Annotated in this window: 15 protein-coding genes, 1 tRNA gene and 1 pseudogene; 8 read left to right on the forward strand and 9 right to left on the reverse strand. The window is 69.0% G+C overall.

The features are described from left to right. Positions 1 to 152 precede the first annotated feature (152 nt). Complete coding sequence (locus AB0M03_RS37625) at positions 153 to 608, reverse strand: GatB/YqeY domain-containing protein (RefSeq protein ID WP_363500639.1); 456 nt, start codon at positions 606 to 608, stop codon at positions 153 to 155. Positions 609 to 630: 22 nt separating this feature from the next. Between AB0M03_RS37625 and AB0M03_RS37630 the strand changes: the two genes are divergently transcribed. Both AB0M03_RS37630 and AB0M03_RS37635 read left to right on the forward strand, forming a co-directional pair. Beyond that, positions 631 to 2,145: a recombinase family protein gene (locus AB0M03_RS37630; protein ID WP_363500642.1), complete on the forward strand. Its 1,515-nt coding sequence runs from the start codon at positions 631 to 633 to the stop codon at positions 2,143 to 2,145. A gap of 322 nt (positions 2,146 to 2,467) precedes the next feature. Beyond that, positions 2,468 to 2,959, forward strand: a complete 492-nt coding sequence (locus tag AB0M03_RS37635; protein WP_363500645.1) for a hypothetical protein — start codon at positions 2,468 to 2,470, stop codon at positions 2,957 to 2,959. Between the two features lie 356 nt (positions 2,960 to 3,315). Here the strand turns inward: AB0M03_RS37635 and AB0M03_RS37640 are convergent, their stop codons facing one another. From AB0M03_RS37640 to AB0M03_RS37660, 5 genes are all read right to left on the reverse strand, one after another. Further along, the gene (locus AB0M03_RS37640) at positions 3,316 to 4,779 is read right to left on the reverse strand and encodes a replication initiator (RefSeq protein ID WP_363500648.1); all 1,464 of its coding nucleotides are present in this window, start codon (positions 4,777 to 4,779) and stop codon (positions 3,316 to 3,318) included. Between the two features lie 106 nt (positions 4,780 to 4,885). Then, on the reverse strand, positions 4,886 to 5,662 hold the full coding sequence (locus AB0M03_RS37645) for a DUF2637 domain-containing protein (protein ID WP_363500651.1): 777 nt from the start codon (positions 5,660 to 5,662) through the stop codon (positions 4,886 to 4,888). A 33-nt stretch (positions 5,663 to 5,695) separates the two neighbouring features. After that, on the reverse strand, positions 5,696 to 7,135 hold the full coding sequence (locus AB0M03_RS37650) for a cell division protein FtsK (protein ID WP_363500654.1): 1,440 nt from the start codon (positions 7,133 to 7,135) through the stop codon (positions 5,696 to 5,698). Continuing rightward, positions 7,135 to 7,344 (reverse strand): hypothetical protein, encoded by a 210-nt coding sequence (locus AB0M03_RS37655; RefSeq protein WP_363500656.1) that lies wholly within the window; start codon positions 7,342 to 7,344, stop codon positions 7,135 to 7,137. Before AB0M03_RS37655 ends, AB0M03_RS37650 begins: the two co-directional genes overlap by 1 nt. A 29-nt stretch (positions 7,345 to 7,373) precedes the next feature. Next, complete coding sequence (locus AB0M03_RS37660) at positions 7,374 to 7,772, reverse strand: hypothetical protein (protein ID WP_363500658.1); 399 nt, start codon at positions 7,770 to 7,772, stop codon at positions 7,374 to 7,376. Between the two features lie 204 nt (positions 7,773 to 7,976). Here AB0M03_RS37660 and AB0M03_RS37665 point away from each other — a divergent pair, with 204 nt between their 5' ends. Beyond that, on the forward strand, positions 7,977 to 8,390 hold the full coding sequence (locus tag AB0M03_RS37665; protein WP_363500661.1) for a GntR family transcriptional regulator: 414 nt from the start codon (positions 7,977 to 7,979) through the stop codon (positions 8,388 to 8,390). 1,837 nt (positions 8,391 to 10,227) lie between these two features. Here the strand turns inward: AB0M03_RS37665 and AB0M03_RS37670 are convergent. Together AB0M03_RS37670 and AB0M03_RS37675 are read right to left on the reverse strand one after the other, a co-directional pair. After that, positions 10,228 to 10,542 (reverse strand): hypothetical protein, encoded by a 315-nt coding sequence (locus AB0M03_RS37670; protein ID WP_363500664.1) that lies wholly within the window; start codon positions 10,540 to 10,542, stop codon positions 10,228 to 10,230. 208 nt (positions 10,543 to 10,750) lie between these two features. Then, positions 10,751 to 11,182: an ATP-binding protein gene (locus AB0M03_RS37675; protein WP_363500677.1), complete on the reverse strand. Its 432-nt coding sequence runs from the start codon at positions 11,180 to 11,182 to the stop codon at positions 10,751 to 10,753. A 263-nt stretch (positions 11,183 to 11,445) separates the two neighbouring features. Here AB0M03_RS37675 and AB0M03_RS37680 point away from each other — a divergent pair, with 263 nt between their 5' ends. The 5 genes from AB0M03_RS37680 to AB0M03_RS37700 all read left to right on the forward strand — a co-directional run bounded on the left by AB0M03_RS37680 (position 11,446) and on the right by AB0M03_RS37700 (position 15,439). After that, positions 11,446 to 12,168: a DUF5919 domain-containing protein gene (locus AB0M03_RS37680; RefSeq protein WP_363500667.1), complete on the forward strand. Its 723-nt coding sequence runs from the start codon at positions 11,446 to 11,448 to the stop codon at positions 12,166 to 12,168. Then, on the forward strand, positions 12,155 to 12,622 hold the full coding sequence (locus AB0M03_RS37685) for an NUDIX domain-containing protein (RefSeq protein WP_363500670.1): 468 nt from the start codon (positions 12,155 to 12,157) through the stop codon (positions 12,620 to 12,622). Before AB0M03_RS37680 ends, AB0M03_RS37685 begins: the two co-directional genes overlap by 14 nt. A 1,054-nt stretch (positions 12,623 to 13,676) precedes the next feature. Next, positions 13,677 to 14,279 (forward strand): class I SAM-dependent methyltransferase, encoded by a 603-nt coding sequence (locus AB0M03_RS37690; protein ID WP_363500673.1) that lies wholly within the window; start codon positions 13,677 to 13,679, stop codon positions 14,277 to 14,279. 44 nt (positions 14,280 to 14,323) lie between these two features. Continuing rightward, entirely contained in the window at positions 14,324 to 15,265 is a 942-nt protein-coding gene (locus AB0M03_RS37695; RefSeq protein ID WP_363500675.1) for a metallophosphoesterase, read from the forward strand. A 100-nt stretch (positions 15,266 to 15,365) separates the two neighbouring features. After that, positions 15,366 to 15,439 (forward strand) — tRNA-Pro (locus AB0M03_RS37700). A 69-nt stretch (positions 15,440 to 15,508) separates the two neighbouring features. Here AB0M03_RS37700 and AB0M03_RS37705 read toward each other — a convergent pair. Next, positions 15,509 to 15,684: pseudogene (locus AB0M03_RS37705) on the reverse strand (site-specific integrase); the annotation flags it as partial. Between the last annotated feature and the right edge of the window lie 380 nt (positions 15,685 to 16,064).

Genomic DNA, 16,064 nt, shown 5'->3' on the forward strand with positions numbered 1-16,064 from the left:
CGGGGGCCCCCACCCGGCCCCGCGCCACGCCGGCGGCAACCCCGCGCGCCCCCCGCCCGTGCGCCCCCGCCCGCCCCCCCCCGCTGGGCGGCCACCCCGACACGGGGTGGCCGCCCTCCGGCGTCCGGTCCGTCCGCGACCGGTCGGGCCGGTCAGCCCGCCAGCGCGGCCTTCACGGCGGCCGCGACCCGGCCGCCCTCCGCCCGGTCGCCCACCTTGGGGCGCACCAGCTTCATCACGGCGCCCATCGCCTGCGGCCCGGAGGCACCGCTCTCGGCCACCGCCTCGGCCACGATCGCGGCCAGCTCCTCGTCCGAGAGCTGCTGCGGCAGGTACCCGGCGAGCACCTCGCCCTCCGCCCGCTCCTGGGCGGCGGACTCGGCACGCCCGGCGTTCTCGAACGCCTCCGCGGCCTCCCGGCGCTTCTTCGCCTCCCGGACGATCACCTTCAGCACCTCGTCGTCCGAGAGCTCCCGCTTGGTCTTGCCCGCCACCTCCTCCGAGGTGACCGCGGCCAGCGTCAGCCGGAGGGTGGACGAGCGCAGCTCGTCCCGGGCCTTGATCGCAGCCGTGAGGTCCTCCTGCAGCTGCTCCTTGAGCGTAGTCATATCTCCTTCATATCCTTCAGCCGTGGACGATCTCAACCAGGTTTCGCAGATTTCGCAGGTCAGCCGGGACGAGATCCGGGCGCGCAAGCTCGCTCGGATGACGGAGGCCACCGGGGTCGCAAGGCGGTCCCGGGCCGACTGGGCGGGCGAGTCGGCAGCGATCTACTGCCGGATCTCCCACGTCAACGACGAGGATCAGACCGGCGTCGAGCGCCAGGAACGAGTATGCCGTGACATCGCCGAGCGGCTCGGGCTGACGGTTCGGGACGACCGCGTGTTCGTCGACAACAACCGGTCAGCCTGGAAGCGGGACCGAAAGCGGCCCGGATGGAACGCCCTGCTTGACGAGGCCCGCGAGGGCGGCGTCCGGCACATCCTGACCTACCACCCCGACCGCCTCATGAGGCAGCCCCGCGACCTCGAAGAACTGCTCCAGATCTCGGACGATCACGACATCACCCTCCATGGCGAAGCCAACCAGCGGAACCTTGCCGATCCCGACGACCGCTTCTTTCTGCGGATCGAGGTCGCCCACGCCTGCCGATCCAGCGACGACACGTCCCGTCGGCTCAAGACGGCGCTGATCGAGCGCGCCCAGGACGGCAAGCCGCACACCGGCAAGCGCCGCTATGGGTACGACAAGAGCGGGACCACGATCATCCCGGCCGAGGCCGAGATCGTGCGAGAGATTTACGAGCGTTACCTCAACGGCGAGACGATCACCAACATCGCCCGAGACCTGAACACTCGGAAGCTACCGACCGCGCTCGGTGGAGAGTGGAACGCTGCCAACGTGACCGTCGTGCTGCGCAGTCGTCACGTGGCCGGACTTCGCGTCTTCCGGGGTGAGGTCATCGGCGCCGGTGAATGGCCGGCCATCATCGACCGGGGTCTGTGGGACGAGGTACAGGAGCGCCGCACTCTACGCGCGCCTGCCGGGCGGGGAAGGCAGGTCCCCAAGCGCTTCTACCTCCTGCGAGGTGTCGTGACATGCAAGAAGTGCGGCACACAGATGAAGGGCAGCGGGGGCAAGTACCTCTGCAACCGAGTCGCCCGTGTGGACTCCAAGCGGTGCTACCGGGCCGTCAGCGCTGAGCCACTGGAGAGCTTCGTCCGGGACGCCGCCATCAGGCTGCTCACCAAGCTGGACGTGACAGGTCGGGACACAGCAACCGCGCTCTCCGACGCGGACCGCGAAGCCCTTGAAGCCGACCGCCAGGAGCTGACCGAACTCAAGGACATGTGGGAGAAGCGCGAGCTCACCACCCGGGAGTACCGGCAGATGAAGAAGCAGGTTGACGACCGGATCAGCGCGGTTGAGAGGAAGGCCGTGGTACGGCCGGCAGTCGAGATTCTGGAAGGCCTGGTCGGTTCCAACGCCGAGGCGAGCTGGAAGGATCTGGAGAAGGCGGAAGACTACGCCCGCATGAATGCCGTGCTGCGGTTCCTGTTCGCGGCTGTGATCATCGGCGACTCCCACGACCGCAAGAACCGCCTGGACTACGGCCGCATCGACATCGAGCCGAACCCCCTGTAACCCGGACATACCTGAGAGGGCTCCCGCATAGTGGGAGCCCTCTCGTGTGTGGGTGCGTTTCCTCCCGAGCGAGCGCCATGTACCTGATCAGTCGATCCAGCCCAGCCGCTGCGGGCCACCGGGCAGCCCATAGGTCTCGTGACAGCGCGCCGAAGCGCGTGCGAGTCAGTCACATCCCGGCTGGTCAGCGTGGTGGTCCCTCAAAAAGAAACGCACCCCACAGCCCAAAAGTGGGCTACTCGATCCGCCCGTTCACCCGCCCGCACCGTTCAAAGTGTGTCCTGTACTGCCTCGCCATACGGTCATGCTTCGTTGACCAAGCATGAAAGAGGCCGCGATGAAGAGACGGATCGTTGTCCTGAGTCTGCTGGCTGTGGTGCTCGTGGCATGCGGCACAGATAACGGCGGCGAGGGATCAAACACGAGCCCGCCGACGACCACCGTGCCCACCACCAGCCCGCCGACGACCACCGCGCCCACCACCAGCCCGCCGACGACCACCAGTGCCGCCCCTCAGGACAAAGGTACTCAGCCCCCGATCGAGAGTGGCGATTGGCGGGTGGACTCGATCACGGTGCGGGACAACGGCCTTGGCGACTTCGGCGGACGGGCTCGTATCACCTACACAGGAGATAACCCCGACGGCGGCACCAACACGTTTACGATCACGGTGTTCAAGGACGGGAAGGATGTCGCCAGTCTCCTGGGGTCAGCCAGCGATGTACCGCCAGGTGGCACCATTACGGCGGATCTGGTCTCGACAGACAAATTCGTGCCAGGGCCGTACGCCTACGACTTCCAAAAGGGCTTCTGACCACGGGTGCGTTTATTCCAGAGCGATCGCCATGCACCTGATCAGTCGGTCCAGCCCGGCCGCTGCGGCCACTGGGCAACCCGCAGGTCTCGTAACAGCGCGCCGAAGCGCGTGCGAGTCAGTCACATCCCGGCTGGTCAGCGTGGTGGTCCCTCAAAAAGAAACGCACCCCTCATGTGTTCACGCGGCCCGGGCGTTGGCAGACGGGGCAGTCAGCAGGCTTGCAAGTCGCCGCGCACCCTCTGGACTGATCGTGGTCGGGAAATTGGCGCACACCCGATCCAGGTGGAACGCGCGTGCTGCCGCATCGTCACGCCTACGGGAGGCAAGGTGGTCCGATACCCGAGTGGTCGCCGTCACCGCAGGTCCCCTTCTCGCTTGAGGCGTTGTGTGACTGCGCGGTTGTGGCGGACGGTTTCGGCGAGGATTTCCTCGCCGGGGCTGTAGCCGGTGGCGAGGAATCGCCAGTCGGAGATGACGCAGGTGGTCTCCGGGTCGACGGGTGGGTGTCCATGGCGGAGGCGGGCCTGTTCGGTCTGCCAGGTGCGGCGGGCACCGCGGAGTGCGCCGAGAGTGGTGGAGTAGCGGCGGGATTTGGTGGAGAAGTGGCCCCGGAAGCCGAGCATGTGAGCCCACTTGGTGAGCTTGAGTTCGGCGAAGTCGGTGGCGCGGTGGCCGAGGTCCCAGCAGGTGCGGATCATCTGCCGCACGTGCTGGGCCACGTTGAGGTCGGCGATGGGTTCGGCCAGGCCGGTCCCGTCGCACGAGGTGCACTCGTCGGTGAGCCCGTTGGGGGTGGGGATGCGTCCGCGGCCCTTGCAGGTGCCGCAGTACAGGGGCCGGTCGATGGTGCCGGTGCCTTCGGCGCTCTTGGTGGCGTACTTGGCGACGTAGCCGGCCACGGCGGCGTCGGTGAGGGGGGTGGAGGCGTCGGCGGTGGCGTCCGGACGGGTGATCTCGCGTACGTCGAGCTGCTGGCCCCAGCGCAGTTCGCGCTCTCCGATGGAATCTCCGGTGACGGTGAGGGAGACCTTAGGGGCGGCTTCGCGTACGGCAGCCGTGAGGAGATCCACGTTGGCCCAGTCGGGTGGGGTGGCGGTGGAGCCTTCGGGGCCGTCGAGGCGGACGATGGCGTGGAAGTGGACCAGGCCGCGCTTTTGAAACTCGGCGACCTTGGCGAAGGAGATGCGGCACTGCTCGCGCAGTTCGGCGATGGTCAGGCCGGCGGCGTGGGCGACGGCGCGGCGCAGGTAGGTGGTGAAGCGTGCCCACAGGGCCCCGGCGTGGGCGTTGAAGAGGACGGCCCCGGCGTAGTCGTACGTCTTGGGAGCGAGGGGTGTGCCGAGGGTGGGGTGCCCGGCAGGGTGAACGGTGCCGCAGCGGCAGGGGAAGGGCTTGCCGCTCTTGGTGGTTGGCCGGTTGTGGACCGGGCCGAACGAGGGGGCGGTGAGGGTGACGAAGACGCGGGGGTGCGTGCGCACGTCCTCGGGGGCGCCCTTGCCGCCTGCCAGGCCCGCGCGGATGAGCTGGTAAGTGTCGGCGGCATAGGTGCGCGAGCAGGCCGGGCAGCGGGTTGCGCGGCGGTTGCCGCAGGCCACCAGGAGACGGCCGAGCGGCTCGGTCTCGGTGGTGTAGTGCCGCACGGACTCGCCGGTGGCGGTGTCGAACGTGGTGGTGCTGCCGGTGAGCTGGATGGGGCGGGTGCAGCCTGCCAGGCGCTCGATGGTGGCTTCGATGCGGTCGAAGTCGTCGCGCTGGGCGAGGTCGATGAGGTCCCGGACGTACAGAGAGGGAATCTGCCGGGGGTCGAGGTCGGCCATCTGGTCTGTCCTTCCGGGCAGTTGAAGAGGTGCGGGGGGCATGGGGGTGCCGTCGCGCCGACCGGGCGGGTGTGCTCGCGGTCGGCGCGAGGCGGGTGTGCGGGGATCAGACGGGGACGGCCGCGAGGTGTGCGTGTGCGGCGTCGGCGAGCGAGGTGGGGACGCCGAGGTGGGCGCGGAGCTGGGCCGAGGTGATCACGTCGCCGGTGCTGGCGTGGTGAGCGTCGGCGATCCGGCGGGCGGCGATCAGGAGCGGGGCCGGTACGTCCGGCGGAGCTGGGGGCGCAGCCGGGGCGGGCTCAGTAACCGGGGGCTGGTCGGCAGTGGCCGGAGCGGGTGTCGGGGTGGGCGCGAGGCCGGGCTTGATATCCGGGGCCGCCGGTTGTGGAGCAGGAGGCGGGGTCAGGGTGCTGGGGGCGTCAGGGGCGGTGTGCCTGTTGGGGTTGGTGGTCGGGGTGTGGAGGTGGGCGAGGAGGGAGGGACCGACGGTGCCCCAGCCGAGGAGGAGAGTGGGAGCGACGGCGTCGAGGGCGGCGCGGCCCCAGTGGCCGGCGGCGATGGGCTCGGCGATGTTGAGGGCGATGGTCAGTGCGCCGCACAGGTGCATCAGCCGCCGCGCGGGGGCGAGGTGTACCGGGGCGGTGCCCTTGAGGGTGAGGTGGTGGAGGGCGACCAGGAGGCCGATGACAGAGAGGTCCACCATGGGGCCGATCAGCGGGGCGATCGGGTGGGGCACGTCGAGGCGCAGTGCGAGAGCCCAGATGTTGCCGAAGGAGAAGACGAAGGCGAGGGCGGCGATGAGCGCCATCACGGCGGTGATGGTGTTCCGGGTGAAGGCGCTCGTGTCATCCGGGCCGGGCGTGTGCGCGGTGGCGGCGGTCATCGCCGGTTCTCCTTTCCGGTCTGCGAGTTGGGGTCATAGCGAGGTCAGGGCGGTGGTGTCGAGGTCGTCGCCCTTGAGGAGGCTGGGGCGGGTGAGCAGGTCGAGGAGCTGAACGGGGTCGGTGGCCAGGTGGGCTGTGTCGGCCACGATGCGGGCCACGTGGTCGGGGTGGACCTTGGGCAGGCGGATGCGGGTGAAACCTTCGTGTCCCTGGCGGGCCATGGTGGCGACGCCGACGTAGCCGAGGTCCTGCATCGTGACGGGGTTGGCGTCGGGCCAGTTGCGGATGTCCTCGCCGAGCGCGGCCACCGCGGATTCGGTGGTCTTCTGTGCGAAGGACAGGGACACGGGGCACACGTCGCGGATGAAGGTGGGGATGGCGTCGCCGGTCGGCTTCTGCGTGGCGACGATGACCACGATTCCGACCGAGCGGCCCTTCTTCACCAGGTCCTCGATGAGGCGCGCATTGTCGGCCGTGAGCGCGGCGTACTTCTTCGTCGTCGGGTCGCTGCCCTTGTAGTCGCGGAAGTAGGTGTGGGCTTCGTCGATGACGAGGACGACCAGCGGCCAAGCCTTGCTCGGCCCCTTGTCCCACATGTTCGGCGTGCCCAGGGTGCGGCGGATGGCGGAGGAGCGTGAGCGGCGCAGTTCCACGAGGCGGGTGAACAGCTTGTTCGCCGCTTCCAGGTCGTCACCGACGAATGCGAACAGTCGGCCCACTACATCCGCGTAGTCGCCTTCGTGGGCTTCGGATACCTTGCCGTCAGCAACGGCGAACTGCACCGCGTCCGAGGGGGCGAGGGCTGCGATCAGCTTGTTGATCAGCGAGGTCTTGCCGTAGCCGGGCAGGCCGGCCACGCACACGCCGGGCACGTTGTCCATGCGCAGCACGGTGGCGAGGGCGTACTCGTCCAGGCCCAGGTCCCACACCGCGAGGTCGGTCGGCGGCTTGCCGTCGGGGGTGAAGGTGTAGGGGACGAGGAGGGGTTCATCGCGGACGGCGCGGATGCGCAGGGTGCCGGGCTTACCGGGATTGATGGACACGCGGGTGCAGGCCCAGGCGTCGGCAAGATGGTCGGCGTGCTTCTGAAATTCGGCCAGGCCGACCTTGGCGACGGTCTTCACGGTGACCATGACGCCGTACTGGTCGACGGTGGTGGACAGTTTCGGGGTGAGCACCTTGGGTTCGGGCTTGCCGCCGTTCTTGTCCGCCGAGGTGGCGAGGGTCTGGAGGAGGGTGGGGGTGCGGTCGAGGGTGACCAGGCCGAGGTTGCGGGCCAGGCGCGGCCAGGTCCGGCGGATGCGGGCCGCCTGGCGGATGCTCGTCCGGGTGCCTGTGTCTGCCCTCAGGTACCGGCCGCAGATGACGAGCAGCCAGGCGAGCAGGACCAGGGCGAGCGCACCGGTCGCGTACGGGAGCCACGGCCAGGAGGTCAGCGGCCCCGAGTCGGGGATCGGGGTGGAGGGGTTCATCAGGTCACGTCCAGGGCGTAGAGGAAGCCGAAGAGGGCTTGCTGCAGGTTCAGGAGGTCCGCGCCGGAGGTGATCGGCGGGTAGCCGTGTTCGGCGAGGACGGCCGCGAGGTCGAGAACCAAGCCGAGGGAGAAGCGGGGGTCGTCGTCCGGCGCGGGCAGCGGATAGACCGCCGGGGCCGGGGCCGGGCCCGCAGACGAGGAGTCCACGGGCCCGACGACACGGGCGGGGCGGGCGGTCACGACGCGGCGACGGGCTCAGCGGTGGACGCCTTGGCCTTCGGCGCGGAGGCCGCAGCGGCGGGGACGACCGGGACCAGGGACGCAGCGCGGTAGGCGACACCGGACTGAACCTGACCGTTGAAGAGGTTCGCCCACGGCGTGGCGGTCAGGCCGACCGGGCGCACGATCGCACCGGGCACGAGACCGGCGTCGAGACCGGTCTCCGGCACGGTCACCTTGATCAGCTGAGCGGTCGCCTCGAACGTCTCCAGAAGCTGGACCGTGTAGAGGGACGCACCGGTCTCCCGATCGGTGGCGACCTGCCCCGTAGCGGCGTCGGCGAACTTCGGCACCGGCGGCACGGCCACCATGTGGGTCGTGCCGGTCAGGTCGGGGCGGATGGTGATGCGAGCCATGAGGACTCCAGAGGTGAGAGATGAAGGGGGCCGGAGGACACCGACCCTGCTAGACCGCTAAGCGGTGCTAGGTATGTTGTAGCACAAGCCTGCCGAGCACTGTCAATCAGACCTAGCAGTGCTGCGGACGTGATCCTGCCCCAGGACGGGAAATTTCGGGTGCGACAAGGCTTGGGTGTGCTAGCGGGGGCTACCCTGGACGGCATGAACCGGAGAAACGACGAGGAGCGGGCGCCCTACCAGAAGGCCGCCGACGCCCTACGCCAGGACATCGCCGAAGGCCGCTTGAAGGCCGGCGACAAGCTGCCCGCCCTCTCCGAGATCGAGAAGCGGTTCAGCATCGCCAACATGACCGCCCGCAGCGCGGTCCGCGTCCTGCGCGAGGAGAACCTCGTCTATGCCGTCCAGGGCGTCGGCACGTTCGTACGCGCCACACCCCAGCCGGAACCGGCCGCCGAGACGGCCGAGGCGGGCGGCGAAACCGTCGAGGTCTCCGCCGCCGATCTCGCCAAGATCTCGGAACTGGTCACCGGACTTACCGCGCAGGTTCAGCAGCTGAAGGAACAGCAGGAGCAGATCCGGGCGCGCCTGGAAGAAGTCGAACGATCCTCTCGTTGAGTCGGGCCGCTTCCTCGTTGAGGTCGGCCAGCTGACCGCCAAGCCGCGCCAGCATCTCCGTGAGACGGCTGATCTCGCCGTGCATCAGATCCCTTTCTCCCCGTATGTCGAAGTTGCTTCGGTCGCTGTACTAAACCCTGCGAAGCTCGCCGATTTTCTTGCCGAGCGCCCGCCGCGGCGGTAATAAGTCCGCATCAGCCGCCGGTGAGAAACCGGCAAGTCTCGCACCCCCGCCGTCCGGCTGCTGACCGGGTTGCGAGAACGCCGGCATGGGGTGGTGATTTCGGGCGACCTGCCGCCGGCCGGAAATGGACCCGAGTGGCGAGAAGGCTCCGCGACCGGTCGGTCACGACACTCAATCCCATGCACCTTGATGAACTCCTTGATGAATATGCCTCGGTTCGCAACGCTTCGATAACCCCTCCCGTCAAGGTGCCGTGACGCGTCCGTGATCAAGCCATCAAGGCGAGTCGAACTCGCAGGCCACCAGCCATCAAGGTTCACCATGCCGCCACCACAGCCCCGGGCCGCAACCCGAGGACGCACACGAGCCGGCCAGATCCCGCAGGACGGGATAAACGTTCCCCTGATCCCATCACGCGGATTCCGCCGCACACGCAACCCGAAGCGCAACCTCGCCTCGCTCCGGCGCCTATTTGCATAACAACCACCCGTTTCTGAGTTTTTTGGTAGGAAAATCACTTGTGGCGTCCGCCGCACTTTCTGGACCCGCGGTCTGGCGACTCCGAACGGCCCCACAGTGCATCCAGATCCGCAATTTGGTCCGGCCGGAACTCCCGTATAGAAGCCCCCGCCGCCCCGTGTGACCAGTACGCCACGCACAGCCTGTGGACAGACTCCGGCGATCCCGCGCGCATATCCGACATGCCCTCTTCCTCCCGTCCGTCCCAGTGGTCCGCAGCCGTCACTTGCTACAGGCCGGAAAACCGGTGTCCGTGTGACATCCCGGCCGAACTTTTTCGACGCGCACGCATGACCTTCGCCCCCGCTCGGCCGATCTTGCGGTAGCTCCCGGCAGTTGGGGCGGCCGAGTCTCAGGTCGGCGACCAGCGATCAACGCGGGGACCGGGCCAGGCCGAGCGGTCGAAGCCGAGCATGGGGCCGACGGCCGGTGAGCGGCGAAGGGCACAGTGGTGACCAGGCCGCCGACGGTTCATCAGGGCAGCAAGAAGCAGCAGCTGCACGGCTGGCAGCAGACGGCCCAGATCAAGGTCAACGGGAGGGCAGAGAGAGCGTGTTCAAAGTTTCTTTACTGAATCAAGGCGGCCCGCCAGAGGCGGGCCGCGCCGCCGCGTCGCCGCCCGTCGCTCCTGTCTCGCGCCCCGCTTTGGGCGGCCCCGCTGGCGGCGCAACATCACACCTGGCGGTCGGCACAGGTCCAGGAGAAGCCGGACAGGCTGTCCGGCCCGACGTGGCCGGGGTCCAGGCCGATGGTTGCTCGCCGTTCGTCCGGGCTCCCCGCTGCTCGATGATCCGGGGCGAACGGAACCCGTCAAGCCCGCACCGCTCGCCACCGAGGGCCAGGTGCAGGCCCGTACGTGCGGGCTTGACCGAACCCGCCCGCCCCTACTCTCGGCAGCTATCGGGGAGCCCGGCCGGAGTGGTCCCCGTCCCGGCACCGTGCATCGCCGCCCAGCCGCCATCCTCAGCGCTCGCACGCCTCTGACCTCCCATCAGGAATCGGTTCGAAGGCATGCCGAAGGCCCCAGTACCATCGGCACCAGGGTTGATCAGATGGCCAGCCCGAGGCCGGACCACCCCGCTCCCGCCAAGGTCAGGGGTGGTCCGGCGGCTGTGAAGTTGCCGAGAACGCGAGTCAGGTCGAGGACGATCCCCCAGGCGATGCCGGGCTGACCCGGACGGTGTGTGGCCGGCCTTGCATCGTGAACGACAAGCTCAAGTAGCCATCGCGTCGGAGGAAGTCCGTTACGCGGTCCGCCGCATCGTGGCGCGTGAAGAAGTACCGGTAAGCCTCGTACTGAGTGTTGCCGAGCGGGAGCGCCCGCATGGCCTCCCACACCGCCGCCACGGCCTCAGGCAGACGGGCGAAGGTCGCTGGGACCGTCACACCCTCGATCTCCACCACCACTGGCCCGCCGGCACCCTCATCCTTGGGACCCCTGCTGATCACCGAGCCGTCTCCCTCACATCGTGGCCAGAGCGGAGCGCCGCCGCTCCTTCACCCGGCCGTACCTCGTGCCAAACATGAGCCACCGCTTGGCGGTCCCCGGAAGCGGAGAACACCCGTGCAGTAGCTCGGCTAACCAGCCCTCGGCAGTACACGCAGCGTCCGACCAGACTCGTGGCCCGCAAGCGGACAGCCAGCACCCCCCGTACGCTCACCCCTCGCTCTCCTGCGCTGGCGAGACCGTCGCCCACACGACCTTGCCCACCCCTCCGGGCCTGGAGCGGACACCCCACGCCACTGCCAGTTGTTCGACCAGCCACAAGCCCCGACCCGCCTCGTCGGCCTCCCCCGCCATACGCACAGACGGCCGCCCATTGCTGGCGTCGTGCACTTCGATCCGCAGCAATCCACCCGACAGCTCGAACCGGACCCAGATCAATCGGCCGGGCGGTACGCGCGCATGCTCGACCGCGTTCGCGACCAGCTCATCTGCCAGTAACTCCCCGGTATCGGCATACAGTTCACCGCCGTCCAGGTCGGCGAGGAAGCCGCGCAGGTGCCGCCGCGCGGCCCCGGCAGACTTCCGGTGACGCGGCAGCCAACAAGCATGCTCACCCGCAAGCGCAGGCCGCCTCTCCAGCATTTCGGGCACGTCAACGCCCCCTCCGGGCAGGGTCATTGGGCGAGTGCCGCACTGCTCCACGGGTGCATTCCCCCGACGGGAATTCCGCCAGCACGGAGTGACAGCTCTCGATCACACTCTGATGTTCCACTGCACGTCAGGGCGTTCCTACCGCGTTTGCGGGACGTTTGGGACACTTCGCCGTTAGTGTTCGTCCCGTCCCCCATGGGCCACGGAGGCGAACTATGAACCACGGTCTTCGGCGCGCGTTAGCAAGTGCCAAGATGACGGAAGCTCAGCTCGCAGAGGTGTGCGGCGTCGATGCCAAGACCGTCAGCCGATGGATTGCCGACCCCAGCCGCATCCCCCACGCCCGCCACCGATGGGCAGCCTGCGAGGCGTTAGGTGAGGAGGAAGCCGCCTTGTGGCCCACCGCCGTCCGTTCGGCACTCAAGACAGGTCCCGACCGCGAGGTCATCCAGGTCTTCCCCTACCGGTCAGCCGCACCGGCCTCACTCTGGCGCTCGCTCATCACCAAGGCGCAGCACGAGCTGACCTTCGCGGGCTACACCAACTACTTCCTGTGGCTCGAACAGGCGAACCTCGCCGGCGCACTTCGGCGCAAGGCACAGGCAGGGTGCCGGATCAGGTTCCTGATCGGTGATCCCGACAGCCCTGTCACCCGGGCCCGCGAGGACGAGGAGAACGTTCCGCTCACCCTCTCCACCCGCATCGCGGTGACCATAAGCGAGCTACACCGTCTGCGGGAGGTCGGCAACATCGAGGGCCGATTCGAGACCGGCCACGTCAACCTGTCTGTGTTCCGCTTCGACGACGAGATGATCGTGACACCGATCCTTTCCCGCAGGGTCGGCCACGACTCGCCCATGATGCACTTGAGGCGTACCCAGGCCGACGGCATGTTCGACCGTTTCGCCGATCATGTCGAGGAGCTCTGGAGTCGCGGACGCAACATCTGGGAGGTAGCCGAGCATGGCCAGGCGTGACTACGAGGACGACCCGAACGCCCCCAAGCCCAACAGCCTGGTGCCGGCCGCTTCGGTGGTCGTGGTGGACGATGCCGGGCGCATCCTGCTCCAGCGGCGCACCGACAACGGGATGTGGGCACTGCCCGGCGGAAAGATGGAACTCGGCGAATCCCTCGCGGACTGCGGCATCCGCGAGACCTACGAGGAGACCGGGGTGAACGTCGAGATCACCGGCATCGTCGGGACATACACCAATCCCGGCCACGTCTTCGCGTACGACGACGGCGAGGTCCGCCAGGAGTTCTCCATCTGCCTGCTCGCCCGGCCAACGGGCGGGGTCCTGCGCGTATCCGATGAGTCCTTCGAAGTGGCGTGGTTCGCCCCGGACGACGTAGACGACTTGCCCATGGTCGCGAGCATCCGGAAGCGGATCAATGACTGGCGCTCCGGCCATGGGCCCGCCGTGCGGTAGCTGTGCGCCGAAAGCGGGCACGGAGCTGACCCGTCTCACCGAACTTTGACCGCACGACGTTCGGCCCGCCCATCGGCGGTTCAGCGGTACGGCTGCTGGCCGTGGCAATGAACCGCCGGCGTGGCTCCATCAGACCGTGAGCTGATGGACCTGTCCGGGGTCGAGGTGCAACTCGTACGGAGTCGAGCAATCGCTGATCTCCGTGCCCACCGGGGCACCGCACGGGCACCGGCGGTTCATCCCGCCCCGGCCCGACAGGCCGCAGCAGCCGACATCGTCGAAGCTCGGGGCACGGACCGGCTCCAGGCTCGGCGCGTCGCCAGGATGAAGAACCACCGTCCCTCGCGGCCCTGCAGACACCAGGAAGTCGTCACCGTCCGGATCACAAACGCACGGGCCTCCCGGGAAGATCGCCACCGGGTCCTCGCACGACACGAACGGTGCGCCCCAAGGCTCCGGTTCCACCGCGAAGCACCCCCGTGGCACGGTGGCGGACGCCGTCCGCGTCCCGCTGTCTTTCGGATAGCCCTGGTCCATCGGACGAGCGGGGATCTCAGTCAACTCGGTCAACGGCCCCGTGATCGCAGAACCACAGGCCACACACGCGAACAACATCACCCGCAGTTCCTAACACCCCCCGAGAAACCCGCCAACCCAATTAGCCTCCGACCAGGGCAATCAGGCCCAGCAGACCGGGCCGGAGCATCATCTCTGGACCTGGTGATCAAACTTCGATGAGACAAACCCGTCCCGGTCAAACATCGGTGAGACTCGTCAAACTTCGGCGAGACGGGTCAGGAGCCATGAGCAAGTCCATGCGACAGACCCATGAGCCCCTGACCATGGGAAACGCGCTCGGCTACCACCCCATTGCTCTCCAGGGAGCAGCTCCGCCATTCATGTATCCAAGCATCGCTTGACTGTCGTCATGGCCCAAATCTTCGCAGGCCGGACCGCTTTCCGCGCAGCAATTTGGGCGGGGCCCGCAGCGGCCGCCCCGGCGGGGACCGGCAAAGGGCCCACGGGCTGCCGGCGGGCGTGCGACGATCCGCCCGTGTCGACGGCGGGGACGGACGCGTACACCGGGGAGGCCGGACTGCCCGGCGGGGTGGCCAGGGCGGTGGCAGCGGCGAGGCGGGCCGGATTCCCGTACTCCTGCCGCCCCGAACAAGGGCGGCTGCTGCAGGTCCTGGCCGGCGGCGCCCGGCTGCGGATCGGCGAGAGCGGCACCGGGTACGGCGTAGGGCTGGCCTGGCTGGCGGCCGGGGCACGGCCGGGGACCGAGCTGATCGGCGTCGAGCGCGACCCCGGGCGGGCGGCCGCCGCCGCGGCCCTCTTCGCGGACGCCCCGCACGTCAGGGTGCTGACCGCGGACTGGACCGAGCTGTACGTCCACGGCCCGTACGACCTGCTGGTGCTGGACGGTGGCGGGCAGGGCAAGGGCGGTCCGGCCGCCGACCCCGAGGAGCTGCTCACCCCCGGCGGGGTCCTGGTCGTGGACGACTTCACCCCGGCCGACAGCTGGCCACCGCTCTTCGACGGCCGGCCCGACGAGGCCCGCCTGCACTGGCTGCAGCACCCCGCCCTGCGCGCCGTCGACCTCCCGCTCGCCGCCGACCTCAGCAGCGTCGTCGCGGTGCGCCGCCACCCGGAGTGACCAGCCCGTTCACGGGTCCCGGCGGGGTCTGAGAGCATGGACCGATGCGACCGCTGTACTCCGTCCCGCTCGGAATCGCCGCCACCGGCGCCGCCTGCCTCGCCTACGCCGCCGGCTACGAGGTCCGCTCGTTCCGCCTCCGCCGCGTCGAGGTCCCGATCCTGCCGCGCGGCGCACGGCCGATCCGGATCCTGCAGGTGTCCGACATACACATGGTGACCGGACAGCAGAAGAAACAGCGGTGGCTGCAGAGCCTCGCCGGCCTGCGCCCCGACCTCGTGGTCAACACCGGCGACAACCTCTCCGACCCGCTCGGTGTCCCGGCCGCCCTGGACGCCCTCGGGCCGCTGATGGACTTCCCCGGCGTGTACGTCTTCGGCTCCAACGACTACTACGGCCCGGCCCGCAAGAGCCCCACCCGGTACCTCACCGCCCTGCGCACCGGCGTGCACGGCCTCAACAACCCGGACGGCACCGGCCGCCGCGGCATCAAGGGCGCCGTCCACAACCCCTGGCAGAAGCTCCGCGACGGCTTCGACGAGGCCGGCTGGCTCAATCTCAACAACGCCCGCGGACGCCTCACGATCGGCGGCCTGGACGTCGAATTCACCGGCCTGGACGACCCGCACATCCGCCACGACAAGTACGCCAAGGTGGCCGGCGGCCCCTCCGCCGACGCCGACCTGTCGCTCGCCGTCGTGCACGCCCCCTACCTGCGGGTGCTGGACGCCTTCACCGCCGACCGCTACCCGCTGATCCTCGCCGGGCACACCCACGGCGGTCAGCTGTGCATCCCCTTCTACGGGGCCCTGGTCACCAACTGCGACATCGACACCGACCGGGTCAAGGGCCTCTCCACCCACAAGGCCGGCGGCCACCGCTCCTACCTCCACGTGTCCGCCGGCTGCGGCACCAACCGCTACACCCCGGTCCGCTTCGCCTGCCCGCCCGAGGCCACCCTCCTCACCTTGACGCCGGGCCGCTGACCAGCCACGACGCCCCGAAAGGAATCGGATTTCGTCTCTCGGCACACCTCCTGTAGAGTTCTACTCGTTGCGCCGGAGACGGAAGGCAACAGAGCAGGACCGGGGTGTAGCGCAGCTTGGTAGCGCGCTTCGTTCGGGACGAAGAGGCCGTGGGTTCAAATCCCGCCACCCCGACCCAGTGCAGAGGCCTTGCCGGAGAAATCCGGCAGGGCCTCTTGTCGTTGCGCGTGTCCAACTGTGTGACTACGCCTCAGGGGCGCGCTTGGAGAGTTCGCCCATGGCCGTCGCCCCGGTCCGGATCACCGGGCGGATCTGCTTCCGGTCGACGTCCTCGGTGACCGCCGTACTCGAATGGCCCACCAGGGCACGAAGCCGTGGCGCAGCTCTCGGGGAGTCCGGTCTGCCGCGGTGACGCCCTCCGCCTTGCCCTGCTCTTCCCGGTGCCACCCCGAGGGCAGGACCGAGCAGCTGCCGAACGAGTCCACCGCGGTCGACTGGCTCACGCCGGTCGACGTCTCTGCGGTGCCCCAGCGACAGGCCGGGCCCGGCCCGCCCGAGCGCAGGCGGGGCCGGGTGACCTGCCGCAACACCCCGGGGCGGCGCGCAGCGACCCGGACGTCGATGGCCCGGCACGCCGCAGGGGGGATCACGGCAGGCACCCACAACCGGCACACCGAGCAGCGCACCGAGCAGCGCGCACACAACGCGCACCACGACACGGCGCCGGGGTGGTATCCGGTCAGGCGGTGTCGCAGCCCGCTATCCGGCGGTGCGAGCGCTTCGCGCCGTGGCACGGATG

The sequence above is a fragment of the Kitasatospora sp. NPDC051914 genome (genome assembly GCF_040680995.1).
In the GTDB taxonomy this organism is placed as follows: domain Bacteria; phylum Actinomycetota; class Actinomycetes; order Streptomycetales; family Streptomycetaceae; genus Kitasatospora.